This is a genomic window from Streptomyces sp. NPDC043870 (assembly GCF_056435785.1).
Map to the genome: position 1 here is coordinate 45,600 of NZ_JBWKDT010000040.1, position 17,973 is coordinate 63,572.

The 17,973-nt window shown below is 70.8% G+C and carries 16 protein-coding genes; 7 read left to right on the forward strand and 9 right to left on the reverse strand.

Going from position 1 to position 17,973, the window contains the following annotated elements:
- Window positions 1-30 precede the first annotated feature (30 nt).
- Together AC0699_RS32585 and AC0699_RS32590 are read right to left on the reverse strand one after the other, a co-directional pair.
- Window positions 31-1,026 carry a glycoside hydrolase family 18 protein gene (locus AC0699_RS32585; RefSeq protein ID WP_478667724.1) on the reverse strand — a complete coding sequence of 332 codons (996 nt, stop codon included), beginning with the start codon at window positions 1,024-1,026 and terminating at the stop codon, window positions 31-33.
- Between the two features lie 183 nt (window positions 1,027-1,209).
- On the reverse strand, window positions 1,210-1,908 hold the full coding sequence (locus tag AC0699_RS32590; protein ID WP_478667699.1) for a hypothetical protein: 699 nt from the start codon (window positions 1,906-1,908) through the stop codon (window positions 1,210-1,212).
- A 109-nt stretch (window positions 1,909-2,017) separates the two neighbouring features.
- Here AC0699_RS32590 and AC0699_RS32595 point away from each other — a divergent pair, with 109 nt between their 5' ends.
- Window positions 2,018-4,066 (forward strand): TPM domain-containing protein, encoded by a 2,049-nt coding sequence (locus AC0699_RS32595; protein ID WP_478667726.1) that lies wholly within the window; start codon window positions 2,018-2,020, stop codon window positions 4,064-4,066.
- Between the two features lie 131 nt (window positions 4,067-4,197).
- The gene (locus tag AC0699_RS32600; protein ID WP_478667701.1) at window positions 4,198-4,908 is read left to right on the forward strand and encodes a PspA/IM30 family protein; all 711 of its coding nucleotides are present in this window, start codon (window positions 4,198-4,200) and stop codon (window positions 4,906-4,908) included.
- A gap of 134 nt (window positions 4,909-5,042) precedes the next feature.
- On the opposite strand, the gene AC0699_RS32605 is transcribed toward AC0699_RS32600, so the two are convergent.
- The 4 genes from AC0699_RS32605 to AC0699_RS32620 form a co-directional block, all read right to left on the reverse strand.
- A complete protein-coding gene (locus AC0699_RS32605; protein WP_478667703.1) occupies window positions 5,043-7,619 on the reverse strand; it encodes a SpoIIE family protein phosphatase in 2,577 nt (858 codons plus the stop codon).
- A 147-nt stretch (window positions 7,620-7,766) separates the two neighbouring features.
- Window positions 7,767-8,195: an ATP-binding protein gene (locus AC0699_RS32610; RefSeq protein WP_478667728.1), complete on the reverse strand. Its 429-nt coding sequence runs from the start codon at window positions 8,193-8,195 to the stop codon at window positions 7,767-7,769.
- Window positions 8,196-8,311: 116 nt separating this feature from the next.
- A complete protein-coding gene (locus tag AC0699_RS32615; protein ID WP_478667704.1) occupies window positions 8,312-8,758 on the reverse strand; it encodes a (deoxy)nucleoside triphosphate pyrophosphohydrolase in 447 nt (148 codons plus the stop codon).
- Between the two features lie 50 nt (window positions 8,759-8,808).
- Entirely contained in the window at window positions 8,809-8,991 is a 183-nt protein-coding gene (locus AC0699_RS32620; protein WP_453664120.1) for an SPOR domain-containing protein, read from the reverse strand.
- Between the two features lie 204 nt (window positions 8,992-9,195).
- On the opposite strand from AC0699_RS32620, the gene AC0699_RS32625 reads away from it, so the two are divergent.
- Window positions 9,196-9,375: a hypothetical protein gene (locus AC0699_RS32625; RefSeq protein WP_478667706.1), complete on the forward strand. Its 180-nt coding sequence runs from the start codon at window positions 9,196-9,198 to the stop codon at window positions 9,373-9,375.
- 413 nt (window positions 9,376-9,788) lie between these two features.
- On the opposite strand, the gene AC0699_RS32630 is transcribed toward AC0699_RS32625, so the two are convergent.
- A complete protein-coding gene (locus AC0699_RS32630) occupies window positions 9,789-10,541 on the reverse strand; it encodes a GntR family transcriptional regulator (RefSeq protein WP_478667708.1) in 753 nt (250 codons plus the stop codon).
- 329 nt (window positions 10,542-10,870) lie between these two features.
- Window positions 10,871-12,445 carry a S8 family peptidase gene (locus AC0699_RS32635; RefSeq protein ID WP_478667710.1) on the reverse strand — a complete coding sequence of 525 codons (1,575 nt, stop codon included), beginning with the start codon at window positions 12,443-12,445 and terminating at the stop codon, window positions 10,871-10,873.
- Between the two features lie 203 nt (window positions 12,446-12,648).
- On the opposite strand from AC0699_RS32635, the gene AC0699_RS32640 reads away from it, so the two are divergent.
- The 3 genes from AC0699_RS32640 to AC0699_RS32650 all read left to right on the forward strand — a co-directional run bounded on the left by AC0699_RS32640 (window position 12,649) and on the right by AC0699_RS32650 (window position 15,654).
- Complete coding sequence (locus AC0699_RS32640; protein ID WP_478667712.1) at window positions 12,649-13,758, forward strand: threonine synthase; 1,110 nt, start codon at window positions 12,649-12,651, stop codon at window positions 13,756-13,758.
- Between the two features lie 212 nt (window positions 13,759-13,970).
- Complete coding sequence (locus AC0699_RS32645; RefSeq protein WP_478667714.1) at window positions 13,971-14,672, forward strand: flavodoxin family protein; 702 nt, start codon at window positions 13,971-13,973, stop codon at window positions 14,670-14,672.
- A 25-nt stretch (window positions 14,673-14,697) separates the two neighbouring features.
- A complete protein-coding gene (locus AC0699_RS32650; RefSeq protein WP_478667716.1) occupies window positions 14,698-15,654 on the forward strand; it encodes a hypothetical protein in 957 nt (318 codons plus the stop codon).
- Between the two features lie 370 nt (window positions 15,655-16,024).
- Here the strand turns inward: AC0699_RS32650 and AC0699_RS32655 are convergent, their stop codons facing one another.
- Window positions 16,025-17,185, reverse strand: coding sequence for a bifunctional alpha/beta hydrolase/OsmC family protein (locus AC0699_RS32655; RefSeq protein WP_478667718.1), 1,161 nt, complete (start codon window positions 17,183-17,185; stop codon window positions 16,025-16,027).
- Window positions 17,186-17,353: 168 nt separating this feature from the next.
- Here AC0699_RS32655 and AC0699_RS32660 point away from each other — a divergent pair, with 168 nt between their 5' ends.
- Complete coding sequence (locus AC0699_RS32660; protein WP_478667720.1) at window positions 17,354-17,863, forward strand: DM13 domain-containing protein; 510 nt, start codon at window positions 17,354-17,356, stop codon at window positions 17,861-17,863.
- The last annotated feature ends 110 nt before the right edge of the window (window positions 17,864-17,973 follow it).

The window sequence follows — 17,973 nt, forward strand, 5'->3', positions numbered from 1 at the left end:
CCGCGGGGCTGATCCCGGCCCCGCGTTCGGTCAGTGCCAACCCTTCCGGTACGCCTCCCAGTCCCGCTCCTCCGCCGCGAAGTCGACATACAGTGCCACCCCGAACCGTTCCCGGTCGCGGTCTGTCCGCCCGAGCCCGAGGCGTGTACCCCGGATCGCCGCGGCCACTGTCTCCGCGTTCTCCCAGTGGCCGAGGTCGTCCTCGTGGAAGAACGGCAGCCCCATCAGCAAGTCGGTGTCCTGCGGCGTGACTTCGAGCGCGAGAGCCGTCTGCTGGGCGACGTAACCGCCGTACAGGCTCTCCAGCGGCATCCATGTGTCGTACGACATGACGGCTATCTGGTCGACCCGGCTGGCCACTTCGCCGAAGAACTCCTGCGACCACCACTTGGGGCTGCCGGTGACCCGGCCCGCGGCCGAGTGCGCGGCCGGCAGGGGGTCTATCTGGTGCGCGGCGACGGACAGCGGGGCCCTGCTCTTCTTGGTGAGGGCGCGCAGATCGTCGAGGAGTGACAGATAGTCACGGTCGCCGGAATGCAGGGGCTCCAGGTCGAAGTGGACGCCGTCGAAGCCCGCGTCCAGGATCTGGGCCGTGGAGCGTACGACCGCTTCACGGGTGGCCTCGTCGGGCAGGCGCAGCCCGTCCGGCGACTCGGTGGCCAGCTTGTCGCCGAGCCAGGCCTGCACCCGCACGCCGGGCAGCTTCCGGTGCACACCGTCGATCAGCCACCTCGCACGCGGATACCGCGCGGTGGGAAGCGTGCCGTCGTGCTCCAGCGGTCCGGCGTGCACGTACAGGTCCCGTATCCCGGTCCCCCGGATCCGTGCGGCGAAGGCGTCCAGGTCGGCGTCCTTCTTCCGGCCGTCCACCCAGGCGTGGCCCAGCCAGACGGCGTCCTTGCCGCGGGTCTTCGTGCCCTTCTCGTACTCCCCCGCGTAGTTCCACCGCAGCGCGGCGGCTCCGGTGAGGGCGGGCACGACCAGCAGCAGGACGAGCGCGACGGCGATCCGCCTGGGCCACCTCAGCCACGAGCTCCCGGACCGCGGGCTGCCGCGCCGCGGATTCCCGGAGCGCAGGCCCCCGAAGCGCAGGCTCCCGAGCCGGGCGCGGGCGCGCCGCAGAATGGCGCGCGGTTCTACGTTCACCGGATCCCCCGTCAGCAGTGCCGAATGATCTCCAACCCTAGACGCCACCACTGACAGTGACGGTCACGCACGGTGCACATCACGCTCGGCGCAGGCCGGCCAGTCCAGGTACCAAGCAGCGAATCCGCAGCCCTTCGTCACGATCCCGCCGTCACAGGCCCGCACGTCGTCCCAGACCGTGCCGCGGTGCTCCCCCGTCATGACCAGCAGCGACTCGTAGCCGCAGCCCTGCTCGCCGATGAAGACGGATCCGGCGGTCTGGGCGTCGTAGAGATCCTCGTACCGGTCGTCCCAGGCCCGGTGGGCCCGCCGGAACTCCTCCTCGTCCGGGTAGGCGTCCCGCTCCGGCTCCTCGTCGTCGTACGCGTCGAGTTGCTGCTGCACTTCTTCCGGGGCGAAGGGCCGGCCCGCGTGGGAGACGGCCGTTTCTGTTCCGGGGAAGGCCAGGCCGACACCGCGCCAGGCCCAGCGGCCGTCCTTGTACTGCGGTGTGGTCAGGCCGTAGTCCGGCCCGGCGCCGTCGGCGCCCACCGTCAGCAGAAAGCTGCGGTACTCGGCCGGAAGTTCCGAGCCCAGCCCGGCCTCGAGCGAGCGCACGTCCTGCTCACTCATCGGCGGCCGGAGCTCGAAGCCGTGCCCCCGGGCGCCGAAAACCTCGCGTGCCCTGCCGTGCCTGCGCAGCGCGGTCACCCGCTCGCGCACCCCGGTCCATATGTTCTGCGTCCCCTCGCCCAGGCCCACCAGGCCAGGGACGGCGGGCAAGGCGGGCCCGGGATTTTCCGGCGTGGCTTGGGCCGCCCGGTCGCGCGACCCAAGCCACGGACATAGCCTCCCAAACGTGACGCGAATAGCCACCCGGCTCCTGCTGGCCATGCTGGTGGCGGCATGGTGGTTCGTCATGCCCGCCGCTCAGGATGCCCGTGCGGAGGATCCGGTGCAGCTGTCCCGCCAGGGCCAGATCACCGACCGGGTCGATGCGCTCGGGGGCCAGGAGGGCCAGGTGACGCAGGCCCTCGACCGGCTCTACGACGAGCAGCGCGTCCAGCTCTTCGTCGTGTATGTACATGACTTCTCCGGCCGCTCGCCGCAGAGCTGGGCCGACGCGACCGCGACGAAGAACGGCCTGGGGCTCGACGACCTGCTGCTCGCGGTCGCGACGCGCGACCGGCAGTACGCGTACTCCGCAGACCCGGACTCCCGCTTGACCCAGGCGCAGCTCGACGAGGTCGCGCAGACCGCGATCGAGCCGGCGCTCCGGCAGAACGACTGGGCCGGTGCCGCGATCGGTGCTGCGAACGGCTATGACGCGGTGCTCGGGGGGCAGCCCGTGCCCACGCCGGCGATCACCCCCGGGCAGGCCGACCCCGGCGGCGCAGAGGGGTCCTCGGCCACCGACCTGATCCTGCCGGTGGCCGTGCTCGGAGGGGCGGGGCTCATCGCCGCGTACGCGTACAGAAGGCGCAAGAGCCGGATCGCCGAACGGACCACCCCGGGCGGCGGGAAGGGCTGGGGCCGGCCGGAGGAACCCCCTCCGACGCCGCTGCCCGAGCTGGACGCCCGGGCGAAGCAGACTCTCGTGGAGACGGACGACGCGCTCCGCACGAGCCACGAGGAACTCGGTTTCGCGACGGCACAGTTCGGCGAGGAGGCTGCGAAACCGTTCACCGACGCGGTGGCGTACGCGCAGAGCGAGCTGACGGCAGCGTTCCGGCTCCGCCAGGCACTCGACGACGCGTTTCCGGAGGACGACGCGACCCGGCGGCGGATGCTGGAGGAGATCATCTCCCGTTGTGCGGAGGCCAATCGGCGACTGGACGACGAGTCGGAGGACTTCGACCGCCTCCGCGCCCTGGAGGAGAACGCGCCGCAGGCCCTCGCCACGGCCGAGTCCGCCTACCAGGAGCTCAGCGGGCGGGCGGACACGGCGGAGGCCACCCTCGCCGTCATGCGGCAGCGGTACGCCGAGTCCGCCGCCGCTCCCGTCATCAGCGACGTCGAACAGGCCAAGGAGCGGCTGCTGTTCGCGAAGACCTCGCTCGACCAGGCGCGGCAGTCCGCGGACGCGGCCGACAACGCCACGGCGGCCGTGCACATCCGCGCCGCGGAAGGCGCGGTCGACCAGGCCGGACGGCTCATCGACGCCGTCGACCGGCGCGCCCAGGAACTCGCAGAGGCGGCCGGAAAGCTGCCGGGTGCGCTCACCGAGACGGAGGCGGACCTGGCCGACGCGCGGGGCCTGCTGAAGGGTACGGCGGAGGGGGTGTCCACGGCCGACCTCCAGGGCCGGATCGCCCGGGCGGAGACGGTACTCGCCGATGTGCTGCGGGCGACGGACGCCGGTCCGTACGACCCGATCGACGCGTTGCGCCGGATCGAGGAGGCGGACGCCGCGCTGGACGAGGCTCTGGCAGGTGCGCGGGAGCGCGAGGAGGGCGCGCGCCGGGCCCGCACGCTGCTGGACCGGGCGACGCTGACCGCCCGCTCCACGATCGGGGCGGCCGTGGACTTCATCGCGACGCACCGCGGGGCGGTCGGGGCGCAGGCCCGTACCCGGCTCGCGGAGGCGCAGCGCCGGCTGGAGCGGTCGCGGGAGCTCGCGGAGGCGGACGACGCCCAGGGTGCGCTGGCCGAGGTGCAGCAGGCGGACGCACTCGCCCAGCAGGCGCAGAGCCTCGCCGAGCAGGATGTCCGCTCGTACGGGAACCCGTTCGGCTCGGGCGGTGTACAAGGAGGTGGAGGCGGGCTCGGCGGTGCGGTGCTCGGCGGAATCATCCTCGGCGGCCTGTTCGGCGGCGGGGGCGGACACAGAGGGGGCGGGGGCTATGGCGGGGGTCTGGAGGGCGGTGGCTTCGGCGGCGGCCCGGGCAGTTTCGGGGGCGGGGGCACACGCGGCCGGCTGGGCGGCGGTGGCCGTTTCTGACGCGTTTCTCTTCCTGCTCCGACTTCGAACCGGACTCCGGACCGCACTCCGGACCGGACTCCGGACCGGACTCCGAAATCGGCTCCCGATCCGACTTCGACCGACTCGCATTCCGTACAAGGAGAAGTGCCATGACCAAGCAGACCATCCTCGGCCGTGTCGCCCAGTTGGCGAAGGCCAACATCAACGCGCTCCTGGACCAGGCCGAGGACCCGCAGAAGATGCTCGACCAGCTGATCCGGGACTACACGAACAACATCTCGGAGGCGGAGCAGGCGGTGGCGAGCACCATCGGCAATCTGCGCCTGATGGAGCAGGACCACCAGGAGGATGTGAACGCGGCGCAGGAGTGGGGCGGCAAGGCACTGGCCGCGAGCCGGAAGGCCGACGAGCTGCGAGCCTCCGGGCAGAGCGCGGACGCCGACAAGTTCGACAACCTCGCGAAGGTGGCGCTGCAGCGGCAGTTGCAGTCCGAGAGGGAGGCGAAGACCGCCGAGCCGACGATCGCCACGCAGACGGAGGTCGTGGACAAGCTCAAAGCAGGCCTCGACCAGATGAAGGCGAAGCTCGGCGAGCTCCAGGCCAAGCGGGACGAGCTGGTGGCCCGGGCCAAGTCGGCCCAGGCGCAGAACCAGATGATGGACGCGGTCAAGAACATCGATGTGCTGGATCCGACGAGCGAGCTCAACCGCTTCGAGGACAAGGTGCGCCGGGAGGAGGCGAAGGCGATGGGCAAGCAGGAGCTCGCCGCCTCGTCGCTGGACGCCCAGTTCGAGCAGCTGGACGCCCTGGGCGACAGCGCCGAGATCGAGGCACGGCTGACCGCCCTGAAAGCCGCGTAGGGGCCCGTGGCGGGCGGAAGCGCGGCATGCTGCCGCGCGGCGCGCCGCCACGGCCCCATGAGCAGAGGCCGGAGTCCCGGACCCGACGGCCGTGGCAGGAGTCCCGGATCGATGAGCCGTGGCAGGTGCCCCGGTCAGAACATGCTGAGGAGCTGTTCCACGCTCGGCTCGGCTGCCGAGTCCCCGTCCGGCAGGGCGAGTTCGAACCACACGGTCTTTCCCCGGTGGGTTCGGCGCGAGCCCCAGGCCGCGCTCAGCAGGCCGACGAGCTGGAGTCCGCGGCCGCCCTCGTCGGTGTCCCGGGCACGCCGGCGCCGGGGCTGTACGAGACCGGCGTCCCACACCTCGCAGACGAGGGTACGGTCGCGCAGCAGCCGCAGCCGGATCTCACCCTCGCCGTAGCGCAGCGCGTTGGTGACGAGTTCGCTGACGAGCAGTTCGACCGTGTCCACGAGCGGTTCGAGATCCCAGGCGACCAGCTGGGCCCGGGCCAGCTCACGGGCGCGGCCCACCGAGCGGGGTTCGCGGGGCAGCCGCCAGTCGCCCACCGCCTCGCTGGGCATCCCCTGGATGCGGGCCATCAGCAGGGCGATGTCGTCCTCGCCGTGGCGGGTGTCGAGGGTGCTGAGGACGTGGTCGCAGACGTCCTCCAGCGATCGGGGGGAGGTCCCGCCGGCGACGGCGGGCGCAGGATGGGTGAGCGCCCTGCGGAAGGCACCGAGGCCCTCGTCGAGCGGATGGTCCCGGGATTCGACGAGGCCGTCCGTGTACAGCGCGAGCAGTGCGCCCTCCGGCAGCTCGACCTGGACCTCCTCGAAGGGTTCGCCGCCCACTCCGAGCGGCATCCCCGGCGGCACGTCGAGCAGCAGCGCCTCCTCGCCGGGCTCGACGAGTACGGGCGGCAGATGGCCCGCGTTGGCGAAGGTGCAGCGTCTGGTCACCGGGTCGTACACGGCGTACACGCAGGTCGCCAGATACACCTCGGAGAGCTCGGGGCCGCGGGACTTGTGGGCGACCCGGGAGGCTTGCTGGGCGCCGCTCGGGGTGCCGAGTCCACGGGCGATCTCGTCGAGTGCGGAGAGCACCTCGGCGGGCTCCAGGTCGAGCAGCGCCAAGGTACGTACCGCGGTGCGCAGTTCGCCCATGGCGACGGCGGCCCGCAGCCCGCGCCCCATGACGTCACCGACGACAAGGGCGGTGCGATGTCCGGGCAGTTCGATGACGTCGAACCAGTCGCCGCCCACCTCGGTGGCGGTGTTGCCCGGCAGATAGCGGCAGGCGATGTCGAGACCGGCGGCCTCCGGGTCTCCGGGCGGCAGGAGGCTGCGCTGGAGGATCAGGGCCCGCTCGTGCTCGCGGCGGTAGAGACGGGCGTTGTCGATACAGACCGCGGCGCGTGCGGCCAGCTCGACGGCGAGCGCCCGGTCCCGTTCTCCGAAGGGCTCGCTGCCCTTCGCCCGGGAGAACTGGACGAGTCCGACGACCGTGTCGTGCGCGACCATCGGCACGGCGAGGGTGGACTGGACGAGGCTGCCCTCCTCGCCCGGGATGGCCCGGACGCGGGCGGTGCGCAGGGCCCCGGCGCAGGCAGAGCTGAACGGGTAGCGGTGGACGGCACCGACCTGGGGCGTGGCCGGCGTCCCGGCGCCGGAGCCGGCGAGCAGGCCTTCGGACACGGTGCTGGCGAAGGCGACCCGGCGCAGTTCGGCACTGCCGCTGTACCCATCGGGATGGGCGGAGCCCCATTGCCCGGGCGGGGCTTCGTCACCGGTGAGCAGTCCCTGGTAGAGGTCGACGGAGGCGAGGTCGCAGAAGCCGGGGACGGCGACGTCGAGAAGTTCCCGGGCGGTGGTCTCCAGATCCAGGGAGTTGCCGATACGGGCGCTGGCCTCGTTGAGGAGGGCGAGGTTGCGACGGGCGCTGGCGGCCTCGCGGGCGGCGATGTGACGCCGGGTCACGTCGGTGCCGAGTCCGGCGACCCCGATGGGACGGCCGGACCCGCTGTGCACGCGATAGAGGTTGATGGACCAGTGGCGGCGCTCGGTGCTTCCGGGAGCACTGCCGACGATCTGCAGATCGGTGACGGACTCGCCTGTCTCCAGGACGCGCTGGAGTGCGGCGGTCATCCGCTCGGCCTCGGGACGGGAGAGATAGTCGTACACGGTGCGGCCGCGGTGGTCCTCCGCCGCGCCTCCGAAGACGGTCGCGAAGCGCTGATTGGCACGCAGCACGGTGAGGTCTGTGCTGAACAGGAGGAAGCCAAAAGGAGATTGGCCGAAAATGGCCTGCGAAGCGGCGAGATCAGTCTCTATCCGGCGCAGGGCGCGGACGTCGACGACGATACAGAGAGCGGCCCGCTCGCCGTCCTCCGTCTCGCTCGGCATGACGTACATCTCAGCGAGCCCGTGCGCGCCGCCCTCACCCGGCAACCGGAAAGGGACGAGGCCCGTCCACTCCTTGCCGTCCAGGATCTCGGCGACCTTGCGGTGTCCCCGCGAGCGAAGTTCGGACGGCATGAACACATCGACCGGGTCCTTGCCCCTGACTTCGTCGGGCCGGATGCCGAACTGCTCGGCCGCGCGCCGGCTCCACTGGTCGACCAGGCCGTCCGGGCCGATCGAGAAAGACGCGACTTTGATGTAGTCGTAAATCGAGCCGGGCGGACTGCTCTGCCACACCACGCCGCTCGCCGTCTCAGGTATCTCGCTCACGCGACCGTCCCCTCCAGCTCACCGCACCGGACCGGCCATGCCCGCAGTATTCAGCACTACGGCCCCTGGCGGCACGGCGTTCACGATCACAGCACGGTCTCGTTCGTTTTGAGCCGAGCACGCAATGATCGTTGTCCCCTCACACTTCTAACCCGGCAAGGGCAGCTCGAACCACACGGTCTTGCCCGTTCTGCCACGCCGCGTCCCCCACCGCCGGGCCGTACAGGCCACCAGCTGGAGCCCGCGTCCGCCCTCGTCATCAGGTCCGGCGGGGCGTTCCAGGGGCGGATCCGGAAGCGGATCGGAGATCTCCACCCGGAGCGCGGAGCGGGGCGGCGGGCCCATCCCGTCGGCGCTCGGCCGGACCAGGCGGACACCGATGGGACCCGAGGTGTACCGAAGAGAATTGGTCACGAGCTCGCTGACCAGGAGCACCGTCACATCGCAGATCCCGGTGTCCAGACCCCAGGCGCGCAGGGTGTCGCGGACGACATGGCGGGCAGTGCGTACCGCATCGGCCTCGGCAGGGAAGGTCCACTCGGCGCATTCGCCTTCGGTGTCGATCAACCCGACCACTTCCCAGACCAGCCGCTGAACCATGTCCGCTTTCGGAGGGTTAATCAGCTCATACCCGATATTTGAGGCGGGCTATCGCCGGGAGGGGCGCACGGTGGCACGAACGGCGTACATCGTCAGCCACGCGCACCATTCGAAGGGCCCTGGGAGCCGGAGGGGCCAGAAGGGCGCCGGCGCACAGCCTCCTCGACGGCGGGGCGGTCCTGCGGCAGCCAGTCCACGGCGTCCAGGTCATCGGCGGGCACCCAGCGCAGCTCGTCGTGATCCTCCAGCGGGCGCGGCTCACCGGAGATCAGGCGCACCGTCCAGACCTGGAGCACATAGCCGGGCCCCAGCGGCCACTCGCCGGGCACCCGTTCGACCGGCTCGGTCTCGACACCGAGCTCCTCGCGCAGCTCGCGCACGAGGGCCTGCTCGGGGGTCTCGCCGGGTTCCAGCTTGCCACCGGGCAGCTCCCAGCGACCGGCCAGCTCGGGCGGGGCACTCCGGCGAGCGGCGAGCAGTCGCCCCTGGTCGTACACAGCGCCGGCCACCACGACGCGAGCGGTCACACGATCTGTCATGCGCCGGAGCGTAACCCGCGCCGCGGTGATCTCCGCTCGGGCGGGCGGGCTCAGGAAGGTGCGGTCTGCCCGATGTGCTCCACCCAGTAGAGCTGCTTGTGACCGCGGCCGTCGAGGCGGTCGGCGACCTGCTGGGCCTCGTCCTGCGTGGCGTACCTGCCGACGCGGTAGCGATTGCCGTTGTCGTCCTGACGGATCACCAGCCAGGGAAGCATCGCACCACCGTCGCTCATCGCGCCCCTCCCGCCACCGGTCTGCACATCTCTAACGGTCCCCAGGAAACCCCACTCTGCATATGCCTGAGCCTACGCCTGACCTTTACTCAGCGGATACGTGTTTTCACAAAGAGATACGGTTCCGGCCAGGAGCACAGCAGCCGGAAGGGGGCGCACGCGGCGGAGTGCGCCCCCTTCACCCGAGCTCGGCCGCCTCAGTCCGTGCGGACCGCCGGCATCGGCATCACCACCGAACCGGCGGCGGACGGCCCCTCGCGGCAGAGATCGACGCAGCCGGAGTCGAGCGAGCAGCACAGCGAGCAGATCGAGCCCGACCGGACCGGGCAGTCGGCGACGTCCGGGAGTTCGTACACCGGCTCGCAGACCCGTATGTGTGAGTGACCGTGAGGTCGTCGACTGTGTGAGTGGCCGTGATGTCGTCGACCTCGGCATAGGGGCCGTTCACCGGGTTCGGCCGGGCCCGGAGGTACGCGCCTTTCACAGCCCAGGCGACCAACGGGCAGAGCACCATGGCGAGTCCGGCCGCGGTGAAAGGCGGAGAAGGCGCGCGGCACAGGGGAGCGAGTGGTCCTCGCGGCGCTCGCCGACGGCGAGTTCGGCGTAACTGCGCTTGCGCGGCGGGCGCCTGCGTGTCACGGGTGACCGTATCCGGCATGGGGCGTCCTGCTGTCCGGCCGGATCGCGGGGGCGGACGGGCAAGTCAGGAGCCTGACTCCAGGACACCCGCCACAGGAGGCCCAGCAGCCCCAAGTGCACCGCGCCGAGCGCCCCCCGGCATCCCGGCATCCCACGGGTCACCGCACCGGAAGGTGGTAGGCGATCCGGTAGCGATCGGCCGGCACCACCACGTCCGCCGTCTCCACCGCCCGCCCCGACGCGTAGTACGTCCGCTGGATGACCATGACCACATGCCCCGGAACACCGCCGAGCGTCAGGAGCTCATCCGCCAGCCCCGGCCGCGCGCCGACCTCCTCCACCACGTTGTCCACAACGACATCGATCGCGCCCATCCGCTCGACGACACCGCAACCGCCGAGCGGCCCCTCCTCGGGCAGCATCACGGGCGTGCGCCCCGTGACCGCGAGCGGCTCCCAGGAGGTGGAGAGCATCATCGCCTCGCCGGCGTCCCGGAAGACGTACCGCGTGCGCATCACCCGCTCCCCGGTCCCGACCGCCAGCCGCGCGGCGACCGCCGCGCTCGCCGGCTCTTGCTGACTGCTGGACTCCCAGGTGCCGCGGGCGCCTTCCGCCGCCTGCTCCTGCCGGAACGGATTGGCGCCGGCCGGCGGCCGGTAGCCGGAGCGGGCGATACGGCGCGGCACCGGGCGCTCGCGCACGTACGTGCCCGAGCCGGAGCGGCCCTCGACCAGGCCTTCGGCCATCAGCACCTTGCGCGCCTCCAGCGCGACGGTGTCCGACACTCCGTACTCCTCGCGAATCCTGGCCTGCGAGGGAAGGCGGGTATGCGGCGGCAGCGAGCCGTTGACGATCTTCTGGCGGAGATCGCTCGCAACGCGCAGATAGGCGGGCTGCTCACCGAATGTCACTGGCCACTCCCAACAGCTTGACAGACAGCAACAGCCTGGCAACCGACGGTTGCGTCCCGCAAGCATGGGCCAGAGTTTCACCCGATGTGATGACCGCTCTTTACGTACACAGTTACCGCAGGTACAGGGATGAACCCCGCCCGGATGTGCACCGAACCCCTGACGCAATGATCCGGACCCAATACGCCGACAACCAGGACACCTACGACCGGGACCCCACGACGAGGACCCCTGCGACCGGGACCCCCACGACGAGGACCCCTGACGCCTGACGGAGGAGAGGAAGGGGCGGCCGCAGTGTGCGGCCGCCCCTCAGTGCTCAGGGGGCGTCAGAACTGCAGCGCCCAGGAGTCGATCTTCCCGGTGTCCCACCACGCGTTGTCGCTGACGCGCAGCTTCCACGTGCCGTTCGCGACCTCCGAGGAGGCGTTGACGGTGTAGGTGGTGTTGATGTTGTCGGAGCTGCCGCCGGTGCCGTAGCCCTTCAGCGTGTACGCGGTGCCGTCCGGGGCGATGAGCTGGACCTGGAGGTCACCGATGTAGGTGTGCACGATGTTGACCGGCACCTGGAGGGCGGCCGGGGCGTTGCCCGGGATGCCGCTGACGGTGACGGGCGACTCCACGGTGGAGTTGTCGTTGATCGCGTAGTCCGCGGTGTTCTCGAACCTCGAGCCGGGCGGCTGGGTGGAGCCGCCGCCGACGTACAGCAGACGGTTCGGCGATCCGGTGCCGGGGTTGCCGACCACGTTCGGGGTCGCCGCGGTGGTCAGGGCGGAGGCGACCTGCGCCGGGGTGGCGGTGCGGTTGTCCGCGAGGTAGAGCGCGGCGGCACCGGCGACGTGCGGGGTGGCCATCGAGGTGCCGGAGATGGTGTTGGTGGCGCTGTCGCTGGTGTTCCAGGCGGAGGTGATGGAGGAGCCCGGCGCGAAGATGTCCAGGACGCTGCCGTAGTTGGAGAAGCTGGAGCGGGCGTCGGTGCTGGTGGTCGAGCCGACGGTGATGGCCTCGGTCACCCGGGCCGGGGACGTGTTGGACGCGTTGGCGCCGTCGTTGCCCGCCGCGATGGCGTAAGTGACACCGGACGCGATGGAGTTGCGTACGGCGGTGTCGAGGACGGTGTCGACGCCGCCGCCGAGGCTCATGTTGGCGACGGCCGGCTTGACGGCGTTCTGCGTCACCCAGTCGATGCCGGCGACGACCTGGTCGGTGGTCCCGGAGCCGGAGTTGTCGAGCACGCGGACGCCGACGACCTTGGCCTTCTTGGCGACACCGTAGGAGGATCCGGCGACGGTGGCGGCGACGTGCGTGCCGTGGCCGTGGCCGTCCTGCGCCGTGTTGTCGTTGTCGATGGCGTCGTAGCCGTACGAGGCCCGGCCACCGAAGTCACTGTGGGTGATCCGCACACCGGTGTCGATGATGTACGCGGTGACGCCCGTACCCGCCGAGTCGGGGTAGGTGTAGCTCTGGTTGAGCGGCAGCGCCTTCTGGTCGATGCGGTCCAGGCCCCAGGACGGCGGGGACGGCTGGGTGCCGGAGATCGTGAAGACACGGTTCTGCACGACGGACTCGACGGCCGGGTCCGCGGCGAACTTCTTGGCCTGTGCCTCGGAGAGCTCGACGGAGTATCCGTTGAGCGCGGCGTTGTACGTCTTCTTGATCTTCGCTCCGTACTCCGCGGCGAGCGCCTTGCCCGCCTTGGAGCCGGCGTCGGCGGCCGACTCGTCGAGAGTGACGATGTAGCTGCCGGCGATGACGCCGGGCGCGCCCGCGTTCTGGATGACGCCTTCCGGCGCGGTCTCCGCCGCGGTGGCCGGAAGGGCGGACGCGGCGCCGAGCGCGAGGGCGGCGACGGCTATGGCGCTGGCCGCGGACAGTCTTCGCCGCGAATTACGCATCACGGACATGTGAGGGATCCTCCTCATTGGTGGTGCGTCACTGTGGGGGTAATCGACAGGAGCATGACAATCTGCTTGTCCCGGTGTCCGCCGGGTTGTCTGCGAGGTTGCCGTGCCACTGCCGTCCGAAAGATTGACGGATCCATAGGAATCCCACAAGAGCCTTGAAGGCCGCGTAACGCGTGTGCCACACAACTGCCATCCTGGATCACATGACGGAATATCACTGTCCGATGTGTGACGTTCGTGAGGCCGTTGAGGAGCTCACCTGGCACTGTCCGCAGTGCCAGGGCCCCTGGGATCTGGACTTCACCGCGGCCGCGGTGCCGCGCAACTCGCTTTCCGGACGCGTCCATTCGCTCTGGCGTTACGAGGAGGCCCTGCCGCTGCCCGCATCGGACGCCCGCGCCGCGGTGTCCCTCGGCGAGGGCCGCACCCCGCTCATCCCGCTGACGGACACCGTCACCGCCAAACTCGACTTCCTGATGCCGACCCTGTCGTTCAAGGACCGCGGCGCGGTGATGCTCGCCGCGCTGGCGCGGCAGCTGAAGCCGCGGCGCGTGATCGCCGACAGCAGCGGGAACGCGGGCACGGCGATCGCGGCGTACTGCGCCCGCGCCGGGCTGGACTGCACCGTATACGTTCCCGCCGCGACCTCCCCGAAGAAGGTGGAGCAGATCGGGGCGCACGGCGCCCACCTCGAGCTCGTGCCCGGCGACCGCGAGGCCACGGCGCGGGCCGCCCGCGCTGCCGCCGACGAGGACGGCGTCTTCTACGCCTCGCACGTCTTCAACCCGTACTTCCTGCACGGCACGAAGACGTACGTGTACGAGATCTGGGAGGACCTCGGCGGCCGGCTGCCCCAGACGCTCGTCGTCCCCGTCGGCAACGGAACGCTGCTGCTCGGAGCGGCGCTCGCGATCGACGAGCTGTACGGGCACGGGCTCATCGACGAACGCCCGGCGCTGATCGCGGTGCAGGCTGCGGCGGTCGCGCCGCTGGCCTTCGCGTTCCGTGCGGGCGCCGACGATGTGCTGGCACCGACGTTCACGGCCCCCACCCTCGCGGAGGGCATCGCCATCCCGCACCCGCCGCGCGCGCGGCAGATCCTGACCGCGGTGCGTGCCACCGCCGGCACGTTCCTGACGGTGACGGAGGATCAGATCCGGGCCGCACAGCTTGATCTCGCCGGGCGCGGACTCTACGTCGAGTCCACGGGGGTGGCCTGCTGGGCGGCGGTCGGGGCGTACGGGCTGGAGGGACGCACCGCCGTGCTGCCGCTGTGCGGGGCGGGGCTCAAGTCGGGGCTGGCGACAGCCTGAGCCCCCGGTGGCTCGCGCCGGTAACCGGATGGCCGTGCTCGGCGGCCACTCCTCACCGTCCGCGTCGAACATGGTGAGCGCCGCGTCCAGGCTCATCCCGAGCTGCTGCATGATCTGAAGGAACACCAGGCGACGGTGCTCGGGCGTCTCGCCGGGCCCGAACGGTTCGAGTGTCACTTGTAACGATCGGCGCGCGGGCCGCACTGAGGAGTATGAGCTATGACGACCTGCGTGCGCTGTTCCTCAACTGCACGCTGAAGAAGAGCCCTGAACGCAGCCACACACAGGGCCTGATCGACCTCAGCACGCGGATCATGGAGAAGCAGGGCGTACAGGTCGAGCACCTGCGGCCGATCGACCATGAGATCGCCACCGGGGTGTGGCCGGACATGACCGAGCACGGCTGGGAACGCGACGCGTGGCCGTCGATCTACCAGCAGGTGATGGCCGCCGACATCCTCGTCATCGCCGGGCCGATCTGGCTGGGTGACAACAGCTCGGTCGCCAAGCTGGTCATCGAGCGGCTCTACGCCTGCTCGGGCCTGCTCAACGACGCCGGTCAGTACGCCTACTACGGACGTGTGGGCGGCTGCCTGATCACCGGCAACGAGGACGGCGCCAAGCACTGCGCCATGAACGTCCTGTACAGCCTGCAGCACCTGGGATACACGATCCCGCCGCAGGCGGACGCGGCCTGGATCGGAGAAGCCGGGCCAGGCCCCTCCTATCTCGATCCGGGCTCCGGCGGACCCACCAACGACTTCACCAACAGGAACACCACGTTCATGACGTGGAACCTGCTGCATCTGGCCCGGCTGCTCAAGGACGCCGGTGGCATCCCGGCGCACGGGAACCAGCGGTCGCGGTGGGACGCCGGGTGCCGATTCGACTTCGAGAATCCGGAATATCGCTGACTCAGCAACGAAAGGCCGAACGAAAATGACCGTCGAGACCGTCCCCACGTGCGCCTACCCGGGCTGCACCAATCCGCCCGAGCCGGCCGCACCCGACGCGCAGGGTCCGGCGTCCCGCTATTGCGAGCACCCCGAGCACAACGCGCTCGGCGCGTTCAGGAAGTTCCGCGCCAAGCGGCAGCAGCGCAAGGAGGACAAGCGCGCGGCAGCCGAGGCCAAGAAGGCGGCCAAGGAGGACGCGAAGGGGGCGCCGGCCGGCGAGCAGTCGTCACCCGCCGCCTCCGGGCAGGCCTCTGCCATCGGTACGGCGCACAGTGCGCTCGGGCATGTCCCCGGTGCTGAAGTGGTGTCCGAGGAGCCCGCACAGGCCCCCGCCGCCGATGCGCCCGGGACGGCGACGGCGGAAGCCATGCATCACGAAATGACGGCGATGATGGGCATGCCGGTCGCGGACGCCGGCCCTGCCTCCCAGTCACGCGACGCCCTCGTCGCACTCATCAACCAGCTCGCCGCCCACGTCAACCAGCTCACCAGCGATCTGCCCGCCTACATCGAGGAGCTGGCGATCATCACGGACTCGGCGGCGGCCGAGGCCCGGATCGAGACCGTCACCCGCGCCGCCGCTCAGCGCATCCTGGCCGCCGAGCAGCGCGCCGCGCTCGCTGAGGAGGCGGGCGACATGGCCGTCGCACAGCTCGAAGCCGGGGAGCAGAAGTTCGCTGAGGAGACCGCCGCGATCCGCGAGGAGACCGCCCGCCAGGTGGCGGACGCCGAATTCGTCCGGGCCGAGCTGGAGCGCTACCGCGAGCGTGTCGGCATGCTCGAGATCAGGCTCGACGCCGTCCGTGACGAGGCCGACGAGCTGCGCCGCGCCAGGGCCGCGCACCCCGTCGATCCCGCGCACTCCGCCGAACCCGAGCACGCTGCCGAACCCGAGCACTGCGCCGAACCCCGGCAGCAGCGCCCTGCTGAGGGGTGCTGACGGTCGTCGGCCCACCTGATCCGGCGTTCCGGTCGTCAGCGCCGCGCTGATCCCCGCACCCGTGCGGTGGCGGGAATCCCGCACGGGTGCGGCTCATCTTCGAGAACCACCGGCGCAAGAGCCGGTCATGCGGTCCGACGCGTCGGCGCTGGTCCGGCAGTTGATATCGGCATCACCACCAAGGGAACCTGCAGAGCCGTCAACTGGAGCTGGCGGTAAGTAGTGTTCAGGGTCGGTTCGGGGCGGCGGCCCCGGGCCGGCCCTTTCGCCTGCCCCGCGCGTGGGCTGCTGTGCGCCGTACCCCGTCGAGGTGGTCGCGGCGGCGTCGGCAGGCTCCCGAGCAGCCGGCGGCGGCTGCTCGGGAGGGTCTTCATTCCGTCGCCGTCTCGATCGTCAGATCACCGGTCAGCGTGCGGTGGACCGGGCACCTCTCGCCGATTTCGTGCAGCTTCTGCCGCTGCTCGGCGGTCAGGTCGCCGCTGAGCACGACGTCCTTGAGGATCGTGTCCTTGCCCTTCATCCGCAGCGACACCGCGACCTGTTCGAGTGGGAGTTGCTTGGCGTCGGCGTACACGCGGACCGTCATCGACGTGCAGGCGCCGAGTCCGGCCAGGAGCAGGTCGAAGGGGCCCGGGCCGGTGTCGTCGCCGCCGAAGGAACGGGGTTCGTCGGCGATCAGCCGGTGCCGGCCCGACATGACCGACTGCTGGAACGTCCCCATGCCTGTCTCCGCGACCGTGACCACTCCCGGCTCGTGGCCCGCGTCCTGCGGGACGTCGAGGTAGCGGCCGACCCACGCCGACAGGACCTCCGCCACGTAGGCGGCGTCCCCCCGATCGGTGAGCAGATGGTCGGCGCCGTCCAGCGAGACGAAGGACTTGGGGTGGCGTGCCGCGTCGTAGATGAGCCTGGCGTTCTCGACGCCCACCAGGTCGTCCTGCGGTGAGTGCATGACCAGCAGGGCACGGCGGAGCCCGGCGATCCGCTCCTGCTGGTTCTGCCGCCTGATGTCGGTGAGGAACTCGTTACCGATCCGGAAGGGCCGGCCGGCCAGCACCACCTCGGCCGCGCCGCTCGCCTCGATCTCGGCACGTGAGGGGCCGAGCAGGTGCTCGACATGAGCGGTGTCGGCCGGTGCGCCGATGGTGACGACGGCCTTGGCCTCAGGGATCAGGTCCGCGGCCGCCAGGACGGCGGCGCCCCCCAGGGAGTGGCCGATGAGGATGTTCGGCGCTCCGATCGTGCCGCGCAGATGGTCGGCCGCGCACACCAGGTCGCCGACGTTGGAGGTGAAGGTGGTGCCGGCGAAGTCGCCGCCCGACCGGCCGAGACCGGTGAAGTCGAAGCGCAGGACGGCCACGCCGCGCGCCGCCAGCTCACGGGAGATCATCGAGGCGCCGGCCGAGTCCTTGCCGCAGGTGAAGCAATGGGCGAACAGGGCCGTCGCCGCAACGGGCCCGGCGGGCAACTCCAAGGTTCCGGCCAGCGGTTCCCCACTCGAGCCCGGGAAGTGAACCTCTCTGTTGTTCATGCCGTGCAGTGCGATGAAGGACGGCAGACGTTACGTGTAACGTTCGCGGGCCCTTCCGTCTCTGAATGCCATGTGGCCAAGAAACGTCGAGGCCATCGCCGACAGTGCCTCGGCGCCACGCCCGGCCACCGGTCCGGCGTGAACACCGAAACAGAAACGGAAAATCCCATGTGCCGAACCAAGCGCCGCCCCGTCCTCTGGATCACCACCGCGGTGGTCGTCGTCGCGGCGGCCGTCGGGCTCTACCTCTTCCAGCCCTGGCGGCTGTTCACCACGGAACGCGTGGACGAGGCGGCTCCCGTGGCCACCGACCAGCGGGGGGCCGCTGCCAAGCCGCTGGCGAAGGGTGCGTTCATCTCCCACGAGCACGAGACCAGCGGCTCGGTGGAGATCCAGCAGCTCGACGGCGGGAAGGCGACGCTGCGCCTGACGAACCTGCGCACCTCCGACGGCCCGGCCCTGCACGTGTGGCTCAGTGACCAGCCGGTCAAGCAGGACGGCGGCGGCAACCTCGACGACGGCAAGCACGTCGACCTCGGCAGCCTCAAGGGCAACGAGGGCAACCAGAACTACGCGATCCCGGCGGGCACCGACCTGAACAAGTTCTCCACGGTGACGATCTGGTGCGAGCGCTTCAGCGTGTCGTTCGGCGCGGCCGAGTTGAAGCAGCGCGCCTGACGAGCACGGGATCAGGTCGCGCGGGAAGGCCGTGGGGGGGGGGGGGGGGGGGGGGGAGGGGAGGGGAGGGGGGGGGGGTGGGGGAGGGGGGGGGGGGGGGAGGGGCGGTG

What these genes read in the sequence shown, in the direction of transcription:
- AC0699_RS32650 (WP_478667716.1), top strand. Translation starts at nt 14,698, where the DNA reads ATGACCGTCGAGACCGTCCCCACGTGCGCCTACCCGGGCTGCACCAAT.
- AC0699_RS32645 (WP_478667714.1), top strand. Translation starts at nt 13,971, where the DNA reads ATGAGCTATGACGACCTGCGTGCGCTGTTCCTCAACTGCACGCTGAAG.
- AC0699_RS32660 (WP_478667720.1), top strand. Translation starts at nt 17,354, where the DNA reads ATGTGCCGAACCAAGCGCCGCCCCGTCCTCTGGATCACCACCGCGGTG.
- AC0699_RS32655 (WP_478667718.1), bottom strand. Translation starts at nt 17,185, where the DNA reads ATGAACAACAGAGAGGTTCACTTCCCGGGCTCGAGTGGGGAACCGCTG.
- AC0699_RS32640 (WP_478667712.1), top strand. Translation starts at nt 12,649, where the DNA reads ATGACGGAATATCACTGTCCGATGTGTGACGTTCGTGAGGCCGTTGAG.
- AC0699_RS32595 (WP_478667726.1), top strand. Translation starts at nt 2,018, where the DNA reads ATGCTGGTGGCGGCATGGTGGTTCGTCATGCCCGCCGCTCAGGATGCC.
- AC0699_RS32615 (WP_478667704.1), bottom strand. Translation starts at nt 8,758, where the DNA reads ATGACAGATCGTGTGACCGCTCGCGTCGTGGTGGCCGGCGCTGTGTAC.
- AC0699_RS32600 (WP_478667701.1), top strand. Translation starts at nt 4,198, where the DNA reads ATGACCAAGCAGACCATCCTCGGCCGTGTCGCCCAGTTGGCGAAGGCC.
- AC0699_RS32635 (WP_478667710.1), bottom strand. Translation starts at nt 12,445, where the DNA reads ATGTCCGTGATGCGTAATTCGCGGCGAAGACTGTCCGCGGCCAGCGCC.
- AC0699_RS32620 (WP_453664120.1), bottom strand. Translation starts at nt 8,991, where the DNA reads ATGAGCGACGGTGGTGCGATGCTTCCCTGGCTGGTGATCCGTCAGGAC.